We start from the raw sequence: 22,268 nt of genomic DNA, 5'->3' as shown, positions 1-22,268 counted from the left end.
GAGTGAACCAATAGAAAGAGGTTGAAATGGCGCAGTTGATTTCTATCAAAAAAGTTGTGGTAGGACCTAAAAACTTGACCGCTACCGTTGAGTTTTCGGCCAAAGCGCCACGTTTGACCTCGGAAAACGCTGAGGCAACTGAGCGCGTACTTGAGCTTTTGCCAGGTCTTTCCAATCATCTGTGCTTGGGTGACGCCGACGCTCGCTTTGGCCTTGTTGCCAAGGACACCGAGGTTGCGCACCTGCTTGAGCACGTAACCGTTGAGCTTCTGGCCCTGACCAACCTCGCGGGAGACGTTGCTTCGGGCAAGACTTCCCTGGTAGATTCCCGTCGCGGCCTCTACGAGATCATCCTCGCATGTCCAGACGACGTGCTGGTTGCAGCCTCGCTTTCCAGCGCTGTGTGGCTCCTCAACTGGGCATATGGCAACCAAGAGGACGCCGACCCAGACATCAATGCAATCGTTTCTGGCCTCGTTGCGCTTATCCAGAGCCTTGACGGCGAGAAGACCGATGAGCTCGCAGACTCCGCGGAACCTGAGGCGGACGCTGTACCCCAGGCAGAAAGCGTAGACGCAGAGGATTACGCTGCCGACAACTCCTCCGAGGACGTCGCTGATGCCGCAGCTGCTGATGCAGTTGAGGCTGAGGTTGCAGACGCTGAGGAGAACAACGCTGAGGTCGCAGGCATCGATGCAGCCGACGAGGACGCGGTCGCACCCGCTGCCGACGCCGAGCCCGCAGCCATCGCCGAGCCCGCAGCCGACGCCGCCGAGGCACCCGCCGACGAGCTTGCCGAGGCAAAAGCTGATGAGGACGCTACGGACGACTCCGAGGTCACTGACGTCCCAGATGACTGGAACATGATTAACGTTCCTCGTTCAAAGCCCGTTCGATAAACGCCCTTATTGCGGTATGATTACGTACAGCGTTTTGCTGTTTAACAGGAGGTACTTATGAGCAAGAAGTCTGCTGGTTTCTTTCTAGGCGCTATTTTTGGTGCTACTGCTGGCGCTGTAGCTGGTCTTTTCCTGGCTCCACGTTCCGGCGAGGAGACTCGCGCTTTGGCTGCAGATGCTGTCAATGACGCATGGGATTCCGCACTTGATTCTTACGAGCGCACATCAAAGGTTGTAAGCACTAAGATTGACGAGGTCAAGCCTACTGTTGACGCAAAGACCGACGAGCTCCGCGCAAAGGTTGATCTTGCTCGCGAGCGTATGGATCAGCTCCGTGAGTCACTTTCTGACGCTGTGACCTCTGCTTCTAATACTGTCGCAGATGCTGCTGATGTTGTTGCAGACTCCTTTGTTGTTCCAGAGCCAACCGCCACAACTGCTGAGGCTCAGGCAGTTCGCATCGAGAACGTTGAGTCTCACGAGCAGGAGCACGCTGGCGAGGGCTACCAGGAGGCATAAGCCTCACTTACAAGCAATGTGACGGGACGCCTTATGACGTCCCGTTTTTTATAGAGAGGTTTCACGTGAAAACAACCGAGCTCCTAGGCGCAAAGGTCCTTCTCCCCAAAAAGCCTGCTACAAAGGGCAAGCACGCGGGAGAAGAGCGGTTTTCCAAGTTAGGAAAAATTCATAACGTGGTTTTTGCGCCCTTCAAACAGGGTCAGTCCTCGCAGGTAGTGGGCGTGATGGTTCAGAAGCCCGATATTGCCGGCATGATTAAGCAGGATGACGCGTTTGTCACTCTGGAGTCTCTGGAGACCATTGAGCAGGGACTTTGCGTTAAAGATCCCGAGAATAACGTCGATAAAGCTGCAATCAAACGCCTGAACTTGGACTTTGATACCTGCATTCTATGGCACGGCATGGAAGCCCGCACTAAGAATGGAAAAAGTCTGGGCTACGTGAGCGGTGCAGAGTTTGACCAGGTCACTGGTGTGGTCTCGGCATTTCTTGTGGGTGACGGTGCTGGATCTGAGGCGCTGGTAGGCTCGTTTGCCATCAAGCCTGAGTGGTTGCTTGGCTATTCTAACGGCGCCATGGTCCTCTCTGACGAGGCAGCAGATGCCCAGCTCACCGGCGGCTTAGCTGCAAAAGCAGGCGAGGGATACGCAGCCGCCGCCGCAAAGGCTTCTGAGGCTACCGCTAAGGCCGGAAAGGCTGTTGCAGAGGCCACCGAGAAGGGCGCGTTTGTCCTGGGTAAGACGCTGGCCAAGGCAAAGCGTGCTATCGAAGATGCTACCGAGCCCGACGCAGAAGACGATTCCGAGCGCCCAGCTCCCGTTGCTGCAGAGGACGTTCGCCTCGAGAAGCCATCTGCAGAGGAGCAGGTCGCCGCTGACAAGTCCGCTGCAGAAAAGTCCGCCGCTAAGTCTGCAAGCAAGTCGTCTGCACAGGCTACTGCAAACAAGGCTGCAAAGGGCTTTGGCATGCAGCTTGGACGCATGGGCAAGATGTTCTCTGACTTTAAGGACGAGTTTGACAAGGCAAGCAAGTAATAAGCAGCAGATAAACGCATAAAACGAAGGGCGAGAAGATCGATCTTCTCGCCCTATTTTTGTGTTGCAGTTGCGTGACGTTTGCTACAAGCCCATGGCCTGCAGAATGAACATCACAATGGTCAGGATGATAACGGTGACGATGGTAAACCAGGTCAGTGCGTTCCAGATGCGGCCGTTGGCGTACTTGCCCATGATGTGTTTGTCGGCCGCAATGATAACCATAAAGACAAGCAGAATTGGCAGCAGAATACCGTTGATGACCTGGGCGGCCATCATGATGCCAAAGAGGCTCATGCCTGGGATCAGAACAACCAGCGCAGAAATGACCAGGACGGTAGTAATAATGCCGTGGTAGACAGGGGCCTCCTGCCAGCTACGGTCGGCTCCGCGCTCCCAACCAAATGCCTCGCAGATAGCGCTTGCGGTAATGCCTGGCAGGACGCACGCTGCAAGGAAGGATGCGCCGACCATACCCAACGCAAAGAGGGTACTAGCATACTGACCAGCAAGTGGTTCAAGGGCGCGAGCAGCGTCGGCAGCGGAGTCAACAGAGATTCCACGAGGGAAGAGGACAGCGCCGGTGGTCAGCATGATGAACCAGGTAATGACCTCGGCCAGGATTGCGCCGGCAACATTGTCTGCACGCTGTGCGGGAATGTCGCTGGTATCAAGGTTCTTCTCGACAACATTTGATGCAACCAGGAAGATCATGTAGGGGCTGATGGTAGTACCAATATTTGCGACCAACAGAGAAATGTATGACGGTTCGGCGGAGGGCTGTGGAATGATGGTGACGCGCAGGGCCTCGCCCCAGTCAGGCTGAGCCAGCACGCCGGCTACCACGTACGTGACAAAAATGCAGCTAATTGCCAGCAAAATCTTCTCGATACGGCGGTACGATCCGCCAACGGTCAGAAGCCACACCATCAGGGCACTGATAGGCACCGAGACGTATGTTGGGATGCCAAAGAGCTCCATACTGGACGCAATACCTGCGAATTCGGAGAAGGTAACAGCAATGTTGGAGAGCAGCAACGCACCCATTGCCAGCGTGGACAGGCGGATACCAAAGCGCTCGCGCACCAGCGATGCAATGCCTTTACCAGTGACACAGCCCATTCGAGCTGCGGTTTCTTGAACAACAATCAGCAGGAAGCACATGAGCGGCACGGTCCACAGCTGCGAATAGCCAAACGTAGCGCCCGCGCTGGAGTAGGTTGCAATGCCACCGGCGTCGTTACCAGCAAATGCAGCGAGAAGACCGGGACCCATTGCCATCAAGATGTACTTGAGGCTGTTTTTGTTGACCGGAGCCTTCTCTTTAGATGTGCGTTTGCCCTGCTCGACAACGATTCCGTCGCCCGCAGAAAGCTGACCAGCCGCGTCCTGTTCTGCAGCAGCGTCCTGCTCTACAACCACGCCCTGCTCTGCAACCGCGTCCTTTACGTGTGCGTTCTCCTGCGCCATTTACATCACACCTACAAGCGAGAGAGCGTAAGAGAGGACGAAGAATGTCACCACCGAAAGGCCCATGGAAATCAGGGTAAGCGTGAGACCTGAGGTTTCCTGGTTTTTCTCCTCACGATGGCGAAGTACAGCCAAGAAAATTGGGGTCAGCAGGAAGGAGATGAGCGTAGAGCCAGCTGCTGCGCCAAAAATCTGAATAATAGTCTGGTCAAAGAGCGCGGCGTAGAATACGCCTGCATTTGGATCGTACGGATGGAACAGAGCCTCTAGCAGGGCGTGAGCTGCGGCACCAAGGATGCAAATGAGTCCGCTGACCAGAAGACCCAGTAGAAGCGAGCGGAAGGCAAAGCCTAAGATAGAAGGAGACTTCTCGCTGCCAGGATCGTCTGTGAGGAAGAAGTTTGTCACGTAGTTGACGGTATTCTCGCTCAAGTTCAGCGAGATTGGCATCGTAATAGTGCAAAGAGCTGCGAAAATACCCATGATTGGATTAGATGTTGCGGCTGTTCCTACAAAGGCAGCAGTCACAACGGAGGCAACCCAGAACAAAAGCCAGAGGTTGCGGTGGAGGAACCAAATAATGTTGCGGCCGCGGTCGCCAGAATCGGAATCGCTCCTGCCGCCACCAACAATCTGCAGGTCTTCGGCGTGTTCCTCTTCAAGAACGTCAAGAGCATCGTCGACGGTAACAATGCCCAACAGGCGGTTGTCGTCAGAAACAACAGGCATGGCCAGCAGGTTGTACTTTGCAATGTTTCGAGCAACGTCCTCCTGGTCGTCCTCTGGTGAGGCTGTGACCAGGTTCTTATTGGCAATCTCCTCCAGACGAGTTTCTGGCTCGGAGACAATCAGGCGGTTCAAGGTAACAATTCCGGACAGACGGCCATCCTCGTCAGTAAGGTAAAGGTAGCGGACGGTCTCAAAGTCCTCGTCCAGGTTGCGCAGGCGATCAAAGGCGTATGCAACGGTCTGGTCCTCAGGAACAGAAAGCGCCTCGGACGTCATAATACGACCGGCGGTGTACTCGCGGTATCCCAGCAGCTGCCTAATTGCACGCTGCTCCTTAACGCCCATCAAGCGCAGGAGTTTCTCGGCACGGTCATAGCTCAGCTCGGAGACAAGCTCGGCTGCGTCGTCTGGATCCATCTCGGACAGGATGCGAGATGCTTCTTTTTCGTTCAGGCCGCCGATGAGCTCAACTGCCATAGCGTCGTCGTTGAACTCTGCCATTGCGCCGGCTCGCTGCTCGTCATCAAGCTGGGCAAACACCTGACTACGCAGGCGCGAGTCCAGGCGCTCGATGATGTCTGCGACGTCAGCAGGGTGCAGCTCGTCCAGCGTCTTGTGGGAAACGGAGAGCTTAACGTTGGAGAGGTCGCGCTCAACCAGGTCCATGTAACTCCACGCAATGATGCGCTCCTGCATGGGGTGACCCATGGCGCGCGCAATGCGGGTAACCAGGTGCTCTAGCTGGGGAGAAAGGCTGCGCAGCAGACCGCGTGCGCCAACCTCTGCGCCCAGAAGACGCAGCTGCGTTGAGCTAGTATCGGAAAGCTTGAGGTCGTTTACGCGGACGACGCGAATGCCACGCGTATCAACAATCTGCTTGTTCAGAATATCTCGGGCGAGAAGAACTTCGTTAGGCTGGAGGTACGAGAAACGAATCTCAGTTGAAGGCACCTTGAGCCTAATGACGTCCTCATCGTAGGTATCAACATACTTGCGCCAAGAAATCATCATTGGCGTGCGGCCAGGGCCCATAAAAGCCAGGGAAGTAATGCGAGGAAAAACTTCTCCGGTAGCAATTCCAAGGTCGGAGACAGAACCGATCTTCTCGCCTTCTGAATCTAGAACCGGATTACCCATTAACTGGGAAAGATAAATCATGTGTGCTCCTTACATGCGTCCGAAGACTAAAGCGTGGCTTTGGCGAGAAACTCTGCGTATTTGCCACGGGGACTGCATTGCGATTTCACCCCTCACGGTGCAAATCGGCACACCGCAAGAGGTCAGCGACTGTGAGGTCGAGGTTTCATGCTGACCTTTCTCTTCATCCAATAGAACGTGAATTGTGCTTGCGAGGACAATTCACAGATGTAACTATTTTAACGATTTTCTCGCGAGGCTGTAAAGACTCTTCACATAATCTAGCTGCTCGGATTTACCTGCAGTCGAGGTGCGACCAGCGCATGACCAGCCCGATCCGCAAAGCTTCACGGCGCACAAAAAAGCCCGGTACCTGCGGAACGCAGATACCGGGCTGAGCTGGTACAAAGTGTAACGAAACAGCTCTTAGAACTGTACGTTTGGTGCCTGACGAGCGGACTCGTCGGTGACCTGGAAGCTTGTACGTGGGGAACGTCCACCAGCAAGAAGGTTGTTTGGGAAGACAGCGATGATGTTGTTGTAGTTCATGACAACATCGTTGTAGCTCAAGCGAGCGTAGCTGAGGCGGTTCTCGGTGTCAGTAAGCTCTGCCTGGAGCTCCAGGAAGTTCTGGTTAGCCTTGAGCTCTGGGTAGTTCTCAACAACAGCAAACAGGTTGGTCAGAGCGTTGGAAAGAGTGCCGGAAGCCTGCATCTTCTCTTCAGGAGTGTGAGCGTTTGCGACTGCAGCGCGAGCGGAGGTAACTGCCTCAAAAGTCTTAGACTCGTGAGTTGCGTAACCCTTAACGGTGTTGACCAGGTTAGGGATCAGATCGTTACGACGCTGAAGCTGCGTATCGATAGCTGCCCAAGCGTTATCGCACCTGTTGCTTGCGCGGATGATGTTGTTGTGAATGCTAATGGCCCAGAAAACAAGAAGGACAATAACTACAACTGCGGCAATAATCATGCTAAATCCTTTCAATCACTGACAATTTTGTGTCAGCCATCCATTTGGACAGGTTAATTATACCCAAAACTAAAAATCTAAGGCGTTTTTGATTAAAGCTTTTAACTTGTTAAGGAATCTTTCGGTAAATGGAATGCTCGCCCACACACTGACGAGAAGAACGTTGAGCTAGAAATGACGTGAAATGGAATGGAAGTTCTGGAAGTAAAACATGGAGTTGAGGGCCGCCAAAAATGGCGGAGAGGGAGGGATTCGAACCCTCGGAACGGGGACACCGCTCAACGGTTTTCAAGACCGCCGCATTCAACCACTCTGCCACCTCTCCAAAGCGGTAATATCCTACCGCATAATTCAGTTTTTTGCGAGTAGGGGATTTAGCAAGTTAGGTTTTGCTTCATAATTGAGTGAAGACAAATATGCGTCAGGTTCGTGACAGAATCGCGACGGATTTGCGTCAGAGCCGAGACAGAATTCCGTAAGATTTACGCCAGCAATCGGACAAGAGAGGAGCAGCTATGAGTGACGAAGCACAAGAGCCTTTGACCCCACAGGCTGCTCTTGATCAGAAGTACATGAAACTTGCTCTTGAGCAGGCAGAGCTTGCAGCACAGATAGGAGAAGTGCCTATCGGAGCAGTTGTGGTGTGCGATGGAGAGGTTATTGCCGTTGCCCACAATCGCCGTGAAATTGATAACGACCCTTCTGCGCACGCTGAGTTTCTCGCCATGCAAGAGGCCTCAAAAAAGCTTGGCCGCTGGAGGCTCTCGGGTTGTACGGTTTATGTGACGCTGGAACCTTGCTTGATGTGCGCGGGATTGATGGTCAACGCTCGTATTGATCGTTGTGTGTTTGGTACGTTTGATCCCAAGGGCGGCGCAACGGGTACGTTGTTTGACGTTAGTAGCGATCCAAGACTCAATCACGAGTTTGCTGTCTCAGGCGGAGTATTAGCAGACGAGGCATCTGCACAGCTCAAAGCCTTCTTCAAAGAGCGTCGTAAAAGCAAAAGTTTGGAAAATTGAGAAGTTTAGAGGAATTATTTAAAAGAGATCTTGATTCCACTAGCGTTTATCAGCAAAGCCCCAAGACCAATAAAAGCTACTAGAAGAATGAGCTTTATAGCCATTGAGATGCTGAATACAAAAGATAGAGTCGCGCTTACTAACAGGAATAATGCAAATACAGTGATTGTGATTAAGATTAATTTGTCATTCTCGTCAGCTGTTTGGGGCTGAGACGCGTGCCCTTGGACATTTTGATTAGTTACATTTTTATCAAAGACGATAGAGAGTGTAATAAAAGAATTTATAAGCACGAGAACAGCATAGAGATACCAATAGTTGTAAGAGACAAGAAAATAGAGGAAACACCCAGATAATACAGTCCTGAAGGACGAGATTTTACCTGTTCTATAAAATGTATGAAGTCCGGCAAAGCCACCAATAAAAGCTAATAGCCCGTAGGTTAATCGGGACGAGTATTTGCTTGAGGTTACTTGTTCAGATGAATTACTGACATCCGTCTCAGCCATAAGAGCCTCCAAAGTATGCCGTAAACACTCTTATAAATTCATAAAATATTTTATAAGAGTATTATATCACAATATGTAATAAATTTCATAAAGTGTTCTTTGGAGAATGGAATTGTAGTTCTAGATCACCTGGAAAATAAAGAAATCAAGGTAATGGCTCTCGGGAACACCCCAAAGAATTGGGTGGTCAGGAGCTTGCTGTCGCTCTTCAATTTGCTTGAGCTGTACGTTGGTGTGGTGAGCTGCCTCGGCAATTGCTTGGGCGAGAAGATCTCTGGTCATGAAGTGTGAGCAGGAACAGGTTGCCAGGTAGCCGCCTCGAGGTAGCAACTTCATGGCTGCAGCGTTGATTTCCTTATAGCCACGCATGGCGCTGCGAACCTTGTCGCGTGTCTTAGTGAATGCGGGCGGATCCAGAATGATGAGGTCAAACGGACCTCCCTCTGCTTTGAGCTGAGCGCGGTCTTGAGCTAACTTTGGCAGATATTCGAGAACATTTGCGCAGGTAAAGTCCATGCGGTCTGCCAAGCCGTTGAGCTCCGCGTTTTGGCGCGCAAGGTCAATGGCGGTTTGACTGACATCTACACAGCGGACAAATTCTGCTCCACCAGCTGCGGCATTAAGACCAAAAGGACCAACGTGACAGAAGCAATCCAACACACGGCGACCTTGCGCAAGCTGACGAGCTGCTCGACGATTATATTTTTGATCTAAGAAAAAGCCGGTTTTCTGGCTGTTTTCCAGGTCAAGATTGAATTTGAGCCCGTTTTCGGTTGCAAGAACATGAGTTGAAGGCAGCGTAAGAGGATTTTCTGTAATCAAGCTATTCTCGTCAGAAGAACCACTTGTCCACCAGCCCTTATATTGCGGAAGTCCCTCTTTAAGGCGAGAGGGGGAGTCATTTCTTTCGTAAATGCCGTCGATTACCTGGCCGTCTGCAGAGAAAACTTCAAGTAGCAGTGGATAGATAGCATCACGCAGATGCTCCATGCCAACGGTTCCTACCTGCGCAACAAGCACATTCTCGTAGCGGTCAACGATTAAGCCAGGAAAGCCATCGGCCTCAGAGAAGATGACACGGCAGCAATTGGTATCGGGCTCAGTGCCTGGTAGAGCGCGGTTTCCCATAGTGGTTTTGCGGTGCTCCCACGCCCAGCTAATCTTACGACTCCAAAACGCTTCGTTAAGCCTATCGTTGGCGTTTCTTGTCACAATTCTGACGCGAATCTTGCTCATTTCTGACAGAAGGCCGGTTCCCTGGTAGGTACCGTTCTCTTCAAAGACATCAACAATGCAACCGTTTTGAGCATGCTTGCCGCTTTCTGGAGACGGTTCTACACGAATAACCTCGCCCTCAAAGACCCAAGGATGTCCGCCCGCAAGCGCGCGAGCTGCTTTCTTGGTGACAATAACCTGTGGATATGGGCGGAGTTGTTTCATGATGGTCCTTCTCGCGAGAAGCGCTTACAAAAAAGCTGGGTGTCTGCAAGCGCCCAGCATCTATGTTCAAAAGTTACAGAATCAAATTGCAGAGAGCCATAATGGGGAATATTGCCTGCTTGATGGCTGCAGAGCGTTTGTCGGGAGAAGTTACATAGAGAAGAATTGCGGCAAATGCCATTGAACATACAGCAAAGATAACAAGCGCTTTGCCTGCTGGATTTCTGGTGGCCATCAAGAAGACGCCAACGAATACCTCAATGGCAAGAAAGAGATTGTAAAATCCCTGGTTAAAAGCTATTTTTTCGGTGCTCTCTGCCTCTTCTTTTGTCATGTTAAAGGCCTTGAGTGTGCCGTCAGAAGTCCAGGCAAATGACTCAAGATAAAAAATAACCACATGAAGAGCTGCTGCTCCAAGAGCAAAAATTACACCAACGCCATTAAAAGGGCCCATTTTGATTCCTTTACTGTATGAGCTGACTGCATCGATTATAGATTACGTATGTCGGCCATATCTGCCGCCAAATCCAAATCCTTTGCCTCTTGACCTTGAGCCCGAGAACATCGAACGCGTGGTCTTGGAGGTAGAGCGGGGGTCCTGGAGCATAATGCGTCCAGTATCGTAAGAAAAGCCAGATAGATCCCATGTAGGAATGAGCGCTTTTGTAAAATATTCAATTTCTCTGAGAGGCGTGACCTCGTCTGGTCCCATAAAAGTGAACGCCTGACCTGCGGCTCCTGCACGGCCTGTTCGGCCAATGCGGTGAACATAATCCTCAGGGTCAAGCGGCACGTCAAAGTTAATGACTGCGTCAATGCCCTGGATATCAATACCGCGGCTCATGACGTCAGTTGCAACAAGAACCTGAATGGCGCCACTACGGAATCGCTCCAGCGCTCTTGCGCGAGCTTTTTGCGGACGGTCCGCATGCATAACGTCAACCTTGAGACCTGCGGCTTTGAGATTTTTGTAAATGCTGTCAACGCGCGACTTTGTCCTACAGAACACCAACACACGCTCTGGCGCAGGATCAAACGAGTCGATAAGCGCCTTTAAGAGCTGCGGTTTTTGTCCCTGAGTGACCGAGCATAAATGTTGCTCGATTGTTGCCGCAGTCTGTCCGGTTCTTGCAATCTCAATGCGCTCTGGATCTTTAAGCAGCGCGTCTATAGTCGATGTGATTGATGCGGGGAGCGTTGCCGAGAAAAGCAGCGTTTGATGCGCTTTGGGCAGCTGCTCCATAATGCGATGAACGCTTGGCCAAAATCCCATGTCAAGCATACGATCCGCCTCGTCGAGCACCAGTACCTGGATGTTCTCAAGGCTTGTATGCTTCTTGTCGAGAAGATCTATCAGGCGGCCAGGTGTTGCCACCAGTACATCGCAACCTTTTTGCAGCGCGGTTATCTGGTGCTTGTAGCGAGCGCCACCGGTAACAATGACGGCCTGCTGACCGGTGGATGCGCAAACGCTCTTGGCAACGGCATCAATTTGAGCAGCTAGCTCTCGCGTTGGCGTGATGATGAGCGCGCGAGGATATGTATTGCGTTTGGCGTCGCCTCGCTTGGCGTTATGCTTGGCGCCGCGTCCGGCGGCCGCGTTGGGTTTGGCGCTCGCGTTGGGCTCCTTGGCATCGAGCTTCTCGGTCCCACCGGGTTTCTCGACAGCAATGCGCTGCAGCGTAGGCAACATAAACGCTGCAGTTTTACCTGTTCCCGTTTGCGCAGACGCAACAACGTCCTTTCCCGCGAGGACAGCGGGAATTGCCGCGGCTTGCACGGGAGTAGGCGCGCTGAACCCAAGTGTTGCTACGCCTGCCAGAATTTGCTCGTTTAGCCCGAGCTCGGCAAAAGTTATTTCCATATAAACAAGTATACTTATGTGCAACGATTAGCCAAAGGAAGTTGCCATGCCTATTAATATTCCAGATGGTTTACCAGCTAAGAAGACACTGCAAGAGGAGCGTATTTTTGCGCTTGAGGAAGAAGTTGCAGAACACCAGGAGATTCGCCCGCTGCGCCTGGCAATTTTGAATTTAATGCCTAAGAAAATTCAGACAGAAACTCAGATTCTCCGTTTGATTTCAAAGTCTCCTATTCAGGTAACGTGTGACTTTATGCGCATCTCTTCGCATGAATCTAAAAACACTGCCGCCGACCATCTGGTCACGTTTTATTCAACTTTTGATGACTTCAAAGATAAGAATTATGACGGTCTGATTATTACGGGTGCTCCTATCGAAGATCTTAAATATGAGGACGTTGACTATTGGGATGAATTCTGTCGCATTGTTGATTGGTCTCAGGAGCACGTCTTTTCTACGATGTACCTGTGCTGGGGCGCACTAGCTGGCCTGTATTACCTGCACGATATTCCCAAGAAGATGCTGGGCGCTAAGCTTTTTGGTATTTTTCCGCAGCGTTTATGCGATGAGTATTGCTTCCTCACCAATGGATTTGACGAGGTACATTACATGCCACACTCTCGCCATGCTGCAATTGAGACATCAGCTTTGGTGAATCATCCAGAGCTTGCCGTGCTTTCTGAGGGATTTACCAGCGGACCTGCACTTCTCGCCACCAGAGATTTCCACGAGATTTTTGTAACCGGTCATTTTGAATATGATCGCGATACGCTTGCAGAGGAGTATTGGCGCGACTTTCACAAGGGCCTGCCTATTCGCCTGCCAGAGAACTATTTCCCTGATAACGATCCAGAAAAGCAGCCGCTGTTTACCTGGCGAGCGCACGCCAACTTGCTGTATCGCAACTGGATTAACTGGGTGTACCAGATGACGCCATACAACACAGACGAGATACCTGCAGCTATTGCAGATCTTCGTAAGCGTGTTTCCGAGGCTGATCCTGACGCAAGGATGACCGGTAGGTTCTAAGCTGGCGTTTACACGGTGACCGAATTGCCAGCGCTTGTAACTGGTTGGACGCCATCAATACCATAAAATAATTTATTGATACACGCGTATGAAGCTACGTGTAGAAACACGTATAGAGAGGATACGTTGATGAAGGTTGTAATTGCTTCAGATATTCACGGCGCTGCCGACTATTGCGAGAAGCTCATGCAGGTCATAGAGGAGGAGCAGCCAAAGTACGTTTTGCTTCTGGGAGATCTGCTCTATCACGGCCCTCGCAACGATCTTCCTGCAGACTACGCACCAAAGCGCGTTATTGAGATGTTGAACAGCATTTCCGATAAGGTCATTGCGGTCCGCGGAAATTGCGAGGCAGAGGTTGACCAGATGGTTCTGGACTTCCCCTGCATGGCTGATTACAACATCTTGTTTGATAAGGATCCAAAGACGGGCAAGCAGTTCACCATCTTCTTTACTCACGGTCACGTCTTTGGCCCTGGCATTCACAACAGCGTTGATAAGTGGCCTCAGATGCCAAGTCTTGACGCGTTTGTGTACGGCCATACGCACAGAAAATATAACGAGAAGGGCCATGATCATCCTGAGGTCACCGTGTTTAACCCAGGTTCTGTAGGTATTCCAAAGGATGGCACTCACAGCTGCGGAATCTACGAGGACGGCGAGTTCAGGCACGTCATTCTCGGCGAGTAGTTGCCGAGCAGCTGCCGAGCAGCCGTCGAGCGCTTGCCGAGCAGCAACCAGGCTGCGTTGCGCTGCGTGCTGCACCCCGCGCCGCGCGCCCATACACGCAAAAGGCGAGAAGATCAATTGGTCTTCTCGCCATATTTGTAACGTTATACCAGGGGTTAGTGCATAGAAATGGTCATGAATTCATAGCCATGCGCATGTCGCGAGATGGAATATTCAAACGCGCGACCATCGTCGATATAACCGATTTGCTCAACCTCTAAGAGGGGGTCGCTTGTACTAATTTCTAGCCTTGAGGCCTCAACCTCTGTAGGCATGACGGCTCTAATTACGCGGTGCGCATTGGCAATTCTGAGCCCAATTTCGCTCTCAATATAGTTGTAAATTGAGTGCTCCAGATGAGCCTTTTTAAGATTGGGTACTAAGCTGATAGGCATGTAGGTATACTCGATGACCTGCGCAATTCCTTCAACAAGCCTAACGCGCACAATTCTATAGACAAAATCTTCGGTAGTAATATCAAGAGCTTTAGCAATGTATTCAGAGGGACGCTCAACTTCAAAGGTATAGACCTTTGATTTAACGCGCTCACCTCGGGCAGCGTGTTCAGCCATGAAGCCTTCCATTTGACCGGAGACTTCTTTACTTGGCTTAATTTGTGTTCCTTCTTCCAACTTTTTGACAAAAGTGCCGGAGCCTTTTCGCCTGAAGATAAGCCCTTGCTGCTCAAGAACTTCTAGTGCCTTATTAATGGTAATTTTGCTCACTTCATATTGCTCGCAGAGCTGAGCAACAGAAGGCAGGCGAGAATAAGCAGGATACGTGCCTATAGCAATATCAGTTTTGAGATCCTGAACAATCAAGTCGTACTTATTCATGACACCTCCTCAGGTAGCAAAATTTTTACTTTGCATTCTAGCTGATTTGCATTAGTATACTACATAGAAAACCTAACATATCTATTTCATAAAGTTGACATGTCAGGTTTAGATACTTTTGAGAAAGGATAGGCATGTCGTATCAGTTGCCTGAGAATTTCTTCTTTGGTGGGGCAATGTCTGGTCCACAGACCGAGGGTAAATGGCAAGACGGAGGAAAGCTGCCAAACCTTTGGGACACCTGGTCTAACCTGGACATTCATGCATTCCACAATCGCGTTGGATCCTACGCCGGAAATGACTTTACAGAAAGAATGGAAGACGATCTTCAGCTTCTCAAGTCTCTTGGCATGGATTCCATTCGCACTTCTATTCAGTGGAGCCGTTTGTTGGACATTAACGGCAACCTTAATCCAGAGGGCGAGAAGTACTATCATCACCTTTTTGCTGTTGCTAAGAAGGTTGGTATTGAGATTTTTGTAAACCTCTATCATTTTGACATGCCTGAATACCTCTTCAATCGCGGTGGCTGGGAGTCTCGTGAGGTTGTTGAGGCATATGCGCATTACGCGCGCATTGCGTTTGAAACGTTTGGAAAAGAGATTCGTTATTGGTTTACCTTTAACGAGCCAATTGTTGAGCCAGAGGTCCGCTACACACTTGGTGGCTGGTACCCCTTTGTTAAGAATTATTCGCGTGCTCGTGCAGTTCAGTACAACATTTCACTTGCTCACGCACTTGGCGTGCGCGAGTATCGCCGCGCAAAAGCCGCAGGCTTTATGCTTGAGGACTCTCGCATTGGCCTCATCAACTGCTTTGCACCACCATATACCAAAGAGAATCCATCTGAGGCAGATCTTGAGGCGCTGCGCATGACCGACGGCGTCAACATTCGCTGGTGGCTTGACCTGGTAACTAAGGGAGAGCTTCCACAGGATGTCATCGATACACTGCAGACCCGTGGTGTTGACCTGCCTATTCGCCCTGAGGACAAGCTTATTCTTGCCGACGGCGTTGTGGATTGGCTGGGTTGCAATTATTACCACCCAGAGCGTATTCAAGCTCCTGCAAAAGATACTGACGAGAATGGCATTCCAAACTTTGCTGATCCCTATATTTGGCCAGAAGCAGAGATGAATGTTTCTCGTGGTTGGGAGATTTACCCACAGGGTCTCTACGACTTTGCCATGAAGGTTCGTGATGAGTATCCAGAGCTTGAGTGGTTTGTTTCCGAGAATGGCATGGGCGTAGAGCGAGAAGATCTTAAGAAAGACGAAAACGGCGTAATTCAAGACGATTATCGTGTTGATTTTGTCCGTCGTCATCTTGAGTGGATTGCTCGTGCAATTCAGGACGGCGCAAAATGCCGTGGTTATCACTACTGGGCCATCATCGATAACTGGTCCTGGGCAAATGCCTTTAAGAACCGTTATGGCTTTGTTGAGGTTGATCTGGAAGATAACTACAACCGTCGTCTTAAGAAATCAGCTGAGTGGCTTAAGCAAGTTGCCACTACACATATAGTTGACTAGAAACTCGTGAAAGGAGTTTGTTCATGGCAAAAGATAATGGCCAGGCATCGTTTCTAGATAAATTTGCAGAAGTTTCTGCAAAAGTAGGTAATCAAGTTCATTTGAGAAGCCTGCGCGATGCATTTGCAACTGTCAGTCCAATTTACATTTTGGCTGGTATTGCAGTACTGATCAACAACGTTCTGTTCCCACTCATCTTTGCAAATGATCCAGTTACCTTGGCTAATTTCAAGGTTTGGGGCGCAGCAATTGCTCAGGGCACTCTGAGTTTCTCGGCAGTTATTCTTGCAGGCATTATTGGTTATTGCCTCGCTCGTAACAAGCGTTTTGAAAACGCAATCTCTTGCGTTGTTATTGGTATTGCTGCACTTATCATCATGATGCCTCAGAGCATTGTTGCTACTGCAGGTGCTGTTCTTCATGCAGCAAACGCCGCTGATGCAGCTGCAGCAGCAGTTGCACTTCCTGTGGCTGATGTTGCTAAGCTTCTGCCAACCGGCTATGCAGTTACTGGTGTTGATGTAACTGGTGCTTTCTCCACTTCCTTCACCGGTACTAACGGCCTCTTTGGTGCAATCATCATTGGCCTGCTTTCTACCACCATCTTCATTAAGCTCTCCAGCGTTAAGCAGCTGAAGGTCAGCCTTGGTGAGGGCGTTCCACCAGCGGTTGCAGATTCTTTTAACACCATGATTCCTATGATGTTGACCCTGACCGTCTTTGGTATTGCTTCTGCTCTTCTTGCAGTTTGCGCTGGTACCGACCTTATGACCATCATTGCAACAAGCATTTCCGCCCCACTGAAGGGCCTCATGAATGCTGGTCCATTTGCAGTCATCATCATCTACACCTTTGCAAACCTGCTCTTCTGCCTTGGCATTCACCAGTCCACCATCTCTGGTGTTCTGATTGAGCCAATTTTGACCATGCTTATTGTTGACAATATGGCAACCTTTGCAGCTGGTCAGCCAATTCCTCAGGATCACTACATGAACATGCAGATCATCAACACCTTTGCGCTGATCGGCGGTTCTGGTTGTACTCTGATGCTGCTTCTTGACACCTTTGTCTTCTCCAAGAACAAGGCTTCTAAAGACGTTGCAGCACTTTCTCTTCTCCCAGGTATCTTCAACATCAACGAGCCAGTTATTTACGGTTATCCAATCGTCTTTAACCTTCCTCTGATGATTCCATTTGTTCTTGTTCCAGATTTGTTCATTGGTTTGACTTACCTGTTTACCAACCTTGGTTGGATTAGCCCTTGCGTTGCAATGGTTCCTTGGACCACCCCAGTCTTCCTGAGTGGTTGGCTGGCAACCGGCGGCGACTATCGTGCCGTTATCTGGCAGGCTATCGAGGTTCTTCTCGCCATGGCAATTTACCTGCCATTCATGAAGATCTCCGAGCGTGCACAGGCCAAGCAGGCTGAGGCTCTTGCAGAGAACGCTCAGGATGCAGAGTAGTTTGTAAGCTTATAATCTGAGTATCACTTGAAGCCAGCCATCGTATTTGGTGGCTGGCTTATCAAAAGGAGATCACATGAAAATCTTACTTGCTTGCAACGCCGGAATGTCCACGAGCCTGCTTGTTCAGAAGCTTCAGAAAGAGGCTGCTTCTCGTGGTTTGGATGCAGAGATTATTGCAAATCCTCTTAATAAGGCACTTGAGCTCATTGATGGCGCAGACGTCTTTTTGCTTGGACCTCAGATTGCGTATGCAAAGGCAGACGTTGAGGCTGCAGCAGGATCTACTCCTGTAGCCGTTATTCCTATGGTTGATTACGGCAGGATGAACGCTGCAAAAATCCTTGACGACGCACTGGAGCTTATTAAATAAGCGGTAAAAGATTTTCTGAGCTCCCAGGTGCTCAAGAAAAGAGTATGGGGTAAAAATGGATTTAGATGACGGCGTGACTGCTACGCAAGAAGCAGCCTTTGAGATTATTGCTACTGTTGGAACGGCAAAGTCAATGTATATTGGCGCTATCCAGAAGGCAAAAACGGGCGATATTGATGGCGCGCGTGCAGATATTATTGCTGGTACAGAGATCTTTAATGAGGGCCATAGCACGCATCTGAACATGCTGCAGCAGTCCGCAATTGATAACAGCAATGTTGAGTTCTCGCTCATTTTGCTCCACGCTGAGGACCAGCTTATGCAGGCCGAGTCTTTCCGCATTATTGCTGAGGACTTCATTGACGTGTACGAGAAGCTCCTTAACAAGTAACTGGCGAGAAAAACATGTGTGCAGAGACGCTTCTTGGTGGTATTGAGTTTGGCGGAACAAAGATTGTTCTTGCCACGGGTACACCAGACGGAAAAATTTGCGAGCGTGAGGTCTTTTCCACGGCAGCGCCAGAGTCTGTTTTGCCAAAGATTGTGGACTGGTTCAAAGCTCGCTCTATTCAGGCTCTAGGTGTTGGCGCATTTGGCCCCACGGGAGTCAATCCTGACCTGCCTAGCTACGGAAAGATTCTCTCGACTCCTAAGCAAGGTTGGCGCAACTTCAATCTGTTGCAGGCGTTGAAGGATGGACTGAACGTCCCCGTTGGATACGATACCGATGTCAATGCAGCCTGCTTAGGAGAAGCAGTTTTTGGTGCAGCTCGCGGCCTTGATAACGTTGTCTACCTGACAGTAGGAACCGGAATTGGCGCCGGCGTGTTGCTTGAAGGAAAACTCCAGCACGGCATGCTCCATCCCGAGGCTGGTCATATTCTTGTTGAACGTGAGGCAAACGATCCTTGGCAGCAGACTAAGTGTCCCTATCACCAGAACTGCCTTGAGGGGCTGGCATCAGGTCCTGCTATTCAAGAGCGCTGGGGGCTTCCAGCTGTTGAGCTTACCGAAAAAGACGAGGTATGGGAGCTTGAGGCTGCCTACCTTGCAAAAGCCCTCTCCACATATGTAATGTGCTACTCACCTCAGCGCATTATTTTGGGCGGAGGCGTCATGGAGCAGAAGCAACTGTTCCCGCTTATCCAGCAGAAACTTATTGCGTACCTCAACGGCTACATCAACACTCCAGAGATAGAGGACATACAGAATTACGTTGTTCCTGGAGGTTGCGAGGGAAACCAGGGCATTCTAGGTGCTTTAGTGCTTGGACAACGTGCACTTGGCGCGTAGGAGTTTGGCAAGAAGAACGACTACCGTGTGGAACAGCGTTCGCTTTGTAAACAAATGGCGAGAAGATCGATCGGTCTTCTCGCCATATTTGTGTCTGTGACGTGCGGTTTTCTAGTCAGCGTTACTTCCTAGAAAGTGTGTCAGTATTCCAAGTACTGCTCTGAGAGCTGATGGTTACGGTTCTTCCACCGTTGGTGGAAGAGAGGGTGAAGGGCTCGCTTCTACCACTGACCTGGCCGTTGAAGTTAAGCTCAAGCTTTGACTCGTCACCAGTCCAGGTGCCACGAACTTCTGGCTGACCGCCGATGCGCCAAATGACCGTGCCGTCCTTCTGAATGACAACCTCCATTGGCTTGCCGTCGGTGCCGGTACCGCTATAGGTGCCAACCCACTTTTGGGCCTTTTTGCGGTCTTCCTCGGACTTCTTGTCTTTATCCTTCTGCTCTTGCTCTTTTTTGGTCTTCTCGGCCACGCCAGATTTAAGAGTTTCACCCTTCTTTATCTGGTCAGATACGCGAGAGTGGTATGAATCATAGGTTGAATTGTTGCCTGTATCGTCGCCCCAGATAACCTTCTCGTGCTCAATATCTCCGAGAAGAGCCTGTAGCTCAACAAGCTTATTTGCCACAGACTTTTGATCCATAGTATTTGCGGTATCTGTGTCGTTGAAGCTGTTTGCGGTTAGCCTGCGCTTGTAGTCGGCCTCAAACCAGTCGCGAATGCTTTTCTGTCGATCAGAGATTGAGCTATTCAGAACGTTGATTCCTGTATCGTCACTGCCATTAGGCATACGGAACTGTCCATTCTTCTGATCAGTCTGAATTTGTTCTTCAATCTCATTGAGCTTCTCGTACTGGTTAAGAAGTTCAACGCGACTGCTGTCACTGCGAGGATCAACGCCAACGCTCTCAATCTGCTCCTGATAGGTTGCAATGCGCTGCTGGACGGCGCTGCGCTTAGCTGCGTCGTCTTGGTGGGACTGAATGACCCAAGCAATGGCCAGTACGCCTACAACCAAAACAGCCGCAAGTAGGCCAAATGCCACTTTGCGGAGTGTGTCCGAGCCGTCCTTGGTTTGCTTGCGCTCAACGGAACTAGGTCCGCTTGAAACAACGGTGAACTGCGAAGGGTCGAAGTGCGAAATAGCAGTTGAATCAACATCGTCAGAGGTGAAGACGTCGATGCGATCTGGGTCATTAATGAAGGTCGTAGGCTCCTCGGCAGAAACGTTGGAGTTTGCGATTACGGTGGGGTCTGCGTCAGCATCTGCTACAGCGTCCAAGTCGGTGACAACGGTAGGCGCCTCATCTGGGGTGATGTAGGAGTCGTCTGCCGATACCTCTAGGAGCGAGGTTTCTGCAGCAGTTGCGTCTTTGTCATCGATCGGATACTCTGCCAGGACAGTTGCGTCTGGATCAGTTACGGTTTCAGCTGGCTCATCAGCTTCTGCTGGCGCGATAACCTCGGTGGCTGTGGTGGAGTTGTCGGGTGCGGTTTCTGGTGCGGGTTCTGTGGAATCGGCGAGCGCATCGGTTTTCTCGACGTTAGCAGCGTCCGCGACATCAGAAAGCTTCTGTCCGCAGTTGGAACAGAACTTTGCGTGTTTGCTAATTTCAGCTCCGCAGTTGGGGCAATTCATAGAGTCGCTCCTTAAATCGCCAGTTAGACTCAGTGGCATTTAATTACACTGGGTTACTATTGTAGCGTTAACAGGAGAAACGCCAAAATGTTTTTAGTTTTGAGGGCGGCTACGCGCGTTTAGTGACACGCGATGTAGATCCGCTTCGCGTGTTCAGGCCCGCTGCTTAGAGCAGAGAAACGCCTGCTTCTGCACAGCGGTCTTCGGTCTGCTTGTCCCAGATAGATGCCTGCACCTCTCCGACGTGCGCTTTTTCTAGCAGCAGCATGCAAAGACGACTTTGGCCAATGCCGCCGCCAATGGTAAAAGGCAGCTCGCCGTCAATGAGCATCTTATGGAACGGCAGCTCAAGGCGGTCCTCACATCCAGCGATTGCCAGCTGCGACTTAAGTGCCTCAGCGTTAACACGAATGCCCATACTGCTGATCTCTACCGCACAGTCCAAGGTCTCATCCCAGAACAACAGGTCACCATTGAGTGACCAGTCGTCGTAGTCGGGAGACCTGAAGTCGTGAGGCTGTCCGGAGTTTAGAGCGCCGCCAATACCCACGATAAAGGTGGTTGGATGCTCGCGAACAAACAGATTTTCTCGCTGCTTAGGCGTCTGGGTAGGGTAGAGGTCCTCAAGCTCCTGCGAGGTCACAAAGGTAACTTCGCGACTGAGCTGCGTGTTAAGCTGCGGATAGTGCCACTTGAGCTCGTCAAGGGTTCCGCAGATTGCCTCAACAATGCGACAAACGGCGTCTTCCAGCGTATCGGTATTGCGCTCGTCCTGCGTGATGATGCGTTCCCAGTCCCACTGGTCCACGTAAATGGAGTGCAGGTTATCGGGCTGTTCGTCGCGACGGATAGCGTTCATGTCGCAGACCAGACCGCGACCAACGGCAAAGTTGTAGCGCCAAAGTGCATAGCGCTTCCATTTTGCGAGCGACTGAACTACCTCGGCGTTCTTGCCTACGTTTGGCAGGTCAAAAGCAACCGGATGCTCAACGCCATTGAGGTTGTCGTTCATGCCGGTAAGCGGGTCAACAATCAGCGGAGCAGTGACGCGCGACAGCTTCAATGCGGCGCACAGTTTGGTCAGAAACACGTTCTTGACCTGCTCAATTGCTTTCTGAGTATCGTAAAGCGAAAGGCTTGAACGGTAGCCCTCTGGAATCTTGGTCATGTGGTCTCCTTGGAAGAGAACGCTAAAAATTCGATTGCGCTGATTTTGCCTTCTTTCTTTAACCCTTTGGCGAGAAACCCGTGTGATTTAACCGTTTTGTCAAAAAGACGAGTGCAGGTCGACTGCAATAGCAAAAATCATGCAGGTTATTGTGGAGTTGCGACTTCAAACATTGCATCTCAAAAATTTTTAGAAAGTTTGTATATCCCATCCAAAGAGGGGAATATAGATATTAAATAGTAATCATTCCTATTTATTAGGAATCATATAGAAAGGTTTTAATTATGCTAAACGACAAGCTCAATGTTCTTCTCGCTAACTACGCTGTTGAGGCTCACAAGATTCACAACTTCCATTGGTATGTCAGCGGCCCTTCTTTCTACAATGTGCACACTGACCTCGACAAGGTTTACGGTGCAATGTATGACCAGCTTGACGAGGTTGCCGAGCTCATTCTGATGAACGACGGCTCTCCACTGGGCTCCATGGATTCCTTCCTCAAGAACGCAACTCTTTCCGAGGCAGCAGAGGGCTTCAAGAAACCACAGGAGATTTTCGACGCTATTCTTGCTGATTACGAGGCAATTCGTGCATTCGCAGCAGAGATCAA

22 protein-coding genes and 1 tRNA gene are annotated in these 22,268 nt (G+C 50.5%); 12 read left to right on the top strand and 11 right to left on the bottom strand.

Features of this window, described 5'->3' with window-relative positions; translation table 11 throughout:
* The first annotated feature begins 26 nt into the window (after nt 1-26).
* The 3 genes from HMPREF1493_RS04635 to HMPREF1493_RS04625 all read left to right on the top strand — a co-directional run bounded on the left by HMPREF1493_RS04635 (nt 27) and on the right by HMPREF1493_RS04625 (nt 2,455).
* The gene (locus HMPREF1493_RS04635) at nt 27-899 is read left to right on the top strand and encodes a cyanophycin synthetase family protein (protein WP_035428185.1); all 873 of its coding nucleotides are present in this window, start codon (nt 27-29) and stop codon (nt 897-899) included.
* A 57-nt stretch (nt 900-956) separates the two neighbouring features.
* Nucleotides 957-1,418: a YtxH domain-containing protein gene (locus tag HMPREF1493_RS04630; protein ID WP_035428184.1), complete on the top strand. Its 462-nt coding sequence runs from the start codon at nt 957-959 to the stop codon at nt 1,416-1,418.
* A gap of 65 nt (nt 1,419-1,483) precedes the next feature.
* Entirely contained in the window at nt 1,484-2,455 is a 972-nt protein-coding gene (locus HMPREF1493_RS04625) for a hypothetical protein (RefSeq protein ID WP_035428182.1), read from the top strand.
* A gap of 84 nt (nt 2,456-2,539) precedes the next feature.
* Here HMPREF1493_RS04625 and HMPREF1493_RS04620 read toward each other — a convergent pair whose 3' ends face one another.
* The 4 genes from HMPREF1493_RS04620 to HMPREF1493_RS04605 form a co-directional block, all read right to left on the bottom strand.
* On the bottom strand, nt 2,540-3,736 hold the full coding sequence (locus tag HMPREF1493_RS04620) for an Nramp family divalent metal transporter (protein WP_051485275.1): 1,197 nt from the start codon (nt 3,734-3,736) through the stop codon (nt 2,540-2,542).
* Nucleotides 3,737-3,925: 189 nt separating this feature from the next.
* Complete coding sequence (locus tag HMPREF1493_RS04615) at nt 3,926-5,812, bottom strand: magnesium transporter (protein WP_035428181.1); 1,887 nt, start codon at nt 5,810-5,812, stop codon at nt 3,926-3,928.
* A gap of 405 nt (nt 5,813-6,217) precedes the next feature.
* Nucleotides 6,218-6,760 carry a LemA family protein gene (locus HMPREF1493_RS04610; RefSeq protein ID WP_035428180.1) on the bottom strand — a complete coding sequence of 181 codons (543 nt, stop codon included), beginning with the start codon at nt 6,758-6,760 and terminating at the stop codon, nt 6,218-6,220.
* 234 nt (nt 6,761-6,994) lie between these two features.
* Nucleotides 6,995-7,085, bottom strand: a tRNA-Ser gene (locus HMPREF1493_RS04605).
* Between the two features lie 190 nt (nt 7,086-7,275).
* Here HMPREF1493_RS04605 and tadA point away from each other — a divergent pair.
* Complete coding sequence (gene tadA / locus HMPREF1493_RS04600; protein ID WP_051485273.1) at nt 7,276-7,782, top strand: tRNA adenosine(34) deaminase TadA; 507 nt, start codon at nt 7,276-7,278, stop codon at nt 7,780-7,782.
* 14 nt (nt 7,783-7,796) lie between these two features.
* Here tadA and HMPREF1493_RS04595 read toward each other — a convergent pair whose 3' ends face one another.
* From HMPREF1493_RS04595 to HMPREF1493_RS04580, 4 genes are all read right to left on the bottom strand, one after another.
* Nucleotides 7,797-8,291 (bottom strand): hypothetical protein, encoded by a 495-nt coding sequence (locus HMPREF1493_RS04595; protein WP_035428178.1) that lies wholly within the window; start codon nt 8,289-8,291, stop codon nt 7,797-7,799.
* 120 nt (nt 8,292-8,411) lie between these two features.
* A complete protein-coding gene (locus tag HMPREF1493_RS04590; RefSeq protein WP_035428177.1) occupies nt 8,412-9,731 on the bottom strand; it encodes a class I SAM-dependent rRNA methyltransferase in 1,320 nt (439 codons plus the stop codon).
* A gap of 73 nt (nt 9,732-9,804) precedes the next feature.
* Nucleotides 9,805-10,185 carry a DUF1304 domain-containing protein gene (locus tag HMPREF1493_RS04585; protein WP_035428175.1) on the bottom strand — a complete coding sequence of 127 codons (381 nt, stop codon included), beginning with the start codon at nt 10,183-10,185 and terminating at the stop codon, nt 9,805-9,807.
* Between the two features lie 42 nt (nt 10,186-10,227).
* A complete protein-coding gene (locus HMPREF1493_RS04580; protein ID WP_035428174.1) occupies nt 10,228-11,595 on the bottom strand; it encodes a DEAD/DEAH box helicase in 1,368 nt (455 codons plus the stop codon).
* A 46-nt stretch (nt 11,596-11,641) separates the two neighbouring features.
* Between HMPREF1493_RS04580 and HMPREF1493_RS04575 the strand changes: the two genes are divergently transcribed.
* Together HMPREF1493_RS04575 and yfcE are read left to right on the top strand one after the other, a co-directional pair.
* Nucleotides 11,642-12,625: a homoserine O-succinyltransferase gene (locus tag HMPREF1493_RS04575; RefSeq protein WP_035428173.1), complete on the top strand. Its 984-nt coding sequence runs from the start codon at nt 11,642-11,644 to the stop codon at nt 12,623-12,625.
* Between the two features lie 129 nt (nt 12,626-12,754).
* Nucleotides 12,755-13,315, top strand: a complete 561-nt coding sequence (yfcE, locus tag HMPREF1493_RS04570) for a phosphodiesterase (protein ID WP_035428171.1) — start codon at nt 12,755-12,757, stop codon at nt 13,313-13,315.
* A gap of 155 nt (nt 13,316-13,470) precedes the next feature.
* Here the strand turns inward: yfcE and HMPREF1493_RS04565 are convergent, their stop codons facing one another.
* Complete coding sequence (locus tag HMPREF1493_RS04565; protein WP_035428170.1) at nt 13,471-14,190, bottom strand: GntR family transcriptional regulator; 720 nt, start codon at nt 14,188-14,190, stop codon at nt 13,471-13,473.
* A 134-nt stretch (nt 14,191-14,324) separates the two neighbouring features.
* Between HMPREF1493_RS04565 and HMPREF1493_RS04560 the strand changes: the two genes are divergently transcribed.
* The 5 genes from HMPREF1493_RS04560 to HMPREF1493_RS04540 all read left to right on the top strand — a co-directional run bounded on the left by HMPREF1493_RS04560 (nt 14,325) and on the right by HMPREF1493_RS04540 (nt 18,851).
* On the top strand, nt 14,325-15,722 hold the full coding sequence (locus tag HMPREF1493_RS04560) for a glycoside hydrolase family 1 protein (protein WP_035428168.1): 1,398 nt from the start codon (nt 14,325-14,327) through the stop codon (nt 15,720-15,722).
* A 23-nt stretch (nt 15,723-15,745) separates the two neighbouring features.
* Entirely contained in the window at nt 15,746-17,185 is a 1,440-nt protein-coding gene (locus tag HMPREF1493_RS04555; RefSeq protein WP_035428167.1) for a PTS sugar transporter subunit IIC, read from the top strand.
* 76 nt (nt 17,186-17,261) lie between these two features.
* Nucleotides 17,262-17,558, top strand: coding sequence for a PTS sugar transporter subunit IIB (locus HMPREF1493_RS04550; RefSeq protein ID WP_035428165.1), 297 nt, complete (start codon nt 17,262-17,264; stop codon nt 17,556-17,558).
* 55 nt (nt 17,559-17,613) lie between these two features.
* On the top strand, nt 17,614-17,949 hold the full coding sequence (locus HMPREF1493_RS04545; protein ID WP_051485272.1) for a PTS lactose/cellobiose transporter subunit IIA: 336 nt from the start codon (nt 17,614-17,616) through the stop codon (nt 17,947-17,949).
* 14 nt (nt 17,950-17,963) lie between these two features.
* A complete protein-coding gene (locus HMPREF1493_RS04540; protein ID WP_035428163.1) occupies nt 17,964-18,851 on the top strand; it encodes an ROK family protein in 888 nt (295 codons plus the stop codon).
* Between the two features lie 121 nt (nt 18,852-18,972).
* Here the strand turns inward: HMPREF1493_RS04540 and HMPREF1493_RS04535 are convergent, their stop codons facing one another.
* On the bottom strand, nt 18,973-20,490 hold the full coding sequence (locus HMPREF1493_RS04535; protein ID WP_035428161.1) for a zinc ribbon domain-containing protein: 1,518 nt from the start codon (nt 20,488-20,490) through the stop codon (nt 18,973-18,975).
* A gap of 166 nt (nt 20,491-20,656) precedes the next feature.
* Nucleotides 20,657-21,658 (bottom strand): aspartate--ammonia ligase, encoded by a 1,002-nt coding sequence (asnA, locus tag HMPREF1493_RS04530; protein WP_035428159.1) that lies wholly within the window; start codon nt 21,656-21,658, stop codon nt 20,657-20,659.
* A 284-nt stretch (nt 21,659-21,942) separates the two neighbouring features.
* Here asnA and HMPREF1493_RS04525 point away from each other — a divergent pair.
* On the top strand, nt 21,943-22,268 hold a 326-nt coding region (locus HMPREF1493_RS04525), incomplete at its 3' end, for a Dps family protein (protein WP_035428158.1).

Source organism: Atopobium sp. ICM42b (assembly GCA_000564995.1).
GTDB lineage: Bacteria > Actinomycetota > Coriobacteriia > Coriobacteriales > Atopobiaceae > Lancefieldella.
The sequence above is the reverse complement of the archived record's forward strand: the minus strand, read 5'-3'. Positions and strand labels throughout refer to the sequence as shown.

Excerpts from the sequence above, each read along its gene's own strand:
- HMPREF1493_RS04580 (WP_035428174.1), bottom strand. The coding sequence starts at position 11,595 with ATGGAAATAACTTTTGCCGAGCTCGGGCTAAACGAGCAAATTCTGGCA.
- HMPREF1493_RS04540 (WP_035428163.1), top strand. The coding sequence starts at position 17,964 with ATGTGTGCAGAGACGCTTCTTGGTGGTATTGAGTTTGGCGGAACAAAG.
- asnA (WP_035428159.1), bottom strand. The coding sequence starts at position 21,658 with ATGACCAAGATTCCAGAGGGCTACCGTTCAAGCCTTTCGCTTTACGAT.
- HMPREF1493_RS04560 (WP_035428168.1), top strand. The coding sequence starts at position 14,325 with ATGTCGTATCAGTTGCCTGAGAATTTCTTCTTTGGTGGGGCAATGTCT.
- HMPREF1493_RS04545 (WP_051485272.1), top strand. The coding sequence starts at position 17,614 with ATGGATTTAGATGACGGCGTGACTGCTACGCAAGAAGCAGCCTTTGAG.
- HMPREF1493_RS04595 (WP_035428178.1), bottom strand. The coding sequence starts at position 8,291 with ATGGCTGAGACGGATGTCAGTAATTCATCTGAACAAGTAACCTCAAGC.
- HMPREF1493_RS04615 (WP_035428181.1), bottom strand. The coding sequence starts at position 5,812 with ATGATTTATCTTTCCCAGTTAATGGGTAATCCGGTTCTAGATTCAGAA.
- HMPREF1493_RS04585 (WP_035428175.1), bottom strand. The coding sequence starts at position 10,185 with ATGGGCCCTTTTAATGGCGTTGGTGTAATTTTTGCTCTTGGAGCAGCA.
- HMPREF1493_RS04635 (WP_035428185.1), top strand. The coding sequence starts at position 27 with ATGGCGCAGTTGATTTCTATCAAAAAAGTTGTGGTAGGACCTAAAAAC.
- HMPREF1493_RS04535 (WP_035428161.1), bottom strand. The coding sequence starts at position 20,490 with ATGAATTGCCCCAACTGCGGAGCTGAAATTAGCAAACACGCAAAGTTC.
- yfcE (WP_035428171.1), top strand. The coding sequence starts at position 12,755 with ATGAAGGTTGTAATTGCTTCAGATATTCACGGCGCTGCCGACTATTGC.
- HMPREF1493_RS04575 (WP_035428173.1), top strand. The coding sequence starts at position 11,642 with ATGCCTATTAATATTCCAGATGGTTTACCAGCTAAGAAGACACTGCAA.
- HMPREF1493_RS04630 (WP_035428184.1), top strand. The coding sequence starts at position 957 with ATGAGCAAGAAGTCTGCTGGTTTCTTTCTAGGCGCTATTTTTGGTGCT.
- HMPREF1493_RS04620 (WP_051485275.1), bottom strand. The coding sequence starts at position 3,736 with ATGGCAATGGGTCCCGGTCTTCTCGCTGCATTTGCTGGTAACGACGCC.
- HMPREF1493_RS04555 (WP_035428167.1), top strand. The coding sequence starts at position 15,746 with ATGGCAAAAGATAATGGCCAGGCATCGTTTCTAGATAAATTTGCAGAA.
- HMPREF1493_RS04550 (WP_035428165.1), top strand. The coding sequence starts at position 17,262 with ATGAAAATCTTACTTGCTTGCAACGCCGGAATGTCCACGAGCCTGCTT.
- HMPREF1493_RS04590 (WP_035428177.1), bottom strand. The coding sequence starts at position 9,731 with ATGAAACAACTCCGCCCATATCCACAGGTTATTGTCACCAAGAAAGCA.
- HMPREF1493_RS04565 (WP_035428170.1), bottom strand. The coding sequence starts at position 14,190 with ATGAATAAGTACGACTTGATTGTTCAGGATCTCAAAACTGATATTGCT.
- HMPREF1493_RS04610 (WP_035428180.1), bottom strand. The coding sequence starts at position 6,760 with ATGATTATTGCCGCAGTTGTAGTTATTGTCCTTCTTGTTTTCTGGGCC.
- tadA (WP_051485273.1), top strand. The coding sequence starts at position 7,276 with ATGAGTGACGAAGCACAAGAGCCTTTGACCCCACAGGCTGCTCTTGAT.